At 39.7% G+C, this 315-nt stretch carries 1 pseudogene; it reads right to left on the minus strand.

The window, feature by feature from the left end:
- A pseudogene (locus tag F1E73_RS17520) lies at window positions 1-195 on the minus strand (peptidoglycan-binding protein LysM); the annotation flags it as partial.
- Between the last annotated feature and the right edge of the window lie 120 nt (window positions 196-315).

The following is a 315-nucleotide window of genomic DNA, read 5'->3' on the forward strand; positions in this document are numbered from 1 at the left end:
GTTATAATCTTCTGCGCTATTATATGCAAAGTTTACCGTTCCTCCATTGGCAACACTTCCAGCATCGATGCTAATTACATCTGCTAAGGTAATATTTACAGTGGTGGTTGCAGTAGGATCTTGCGCCTGGGCCTGGTTAGTTCCGAATACGAAGGCTCCAAGAGCGAAGGCGGCAATGATAATTGAATTTTTCATGGTTTTTGATTTAGGGATCAATGATTATTTTTTCTGTCCTTTAATTAAGTAGGACACTGCAAAGATAGCGGGGACCTGTAGTTATTCTTGTAGTAGATAAAGGAAAGGCATGTAGTAAAT

This window comes from Arenibacter lacus, from assembly GCF_008711145.1.
GTDB classification, from domain to species: domain Bacteria; phylum Bacteroidota; class Bacteroidia; order Flavobacteriales; family Flavobacteriaceae; genus Arenibacter; species Arenibacter amylolyticus.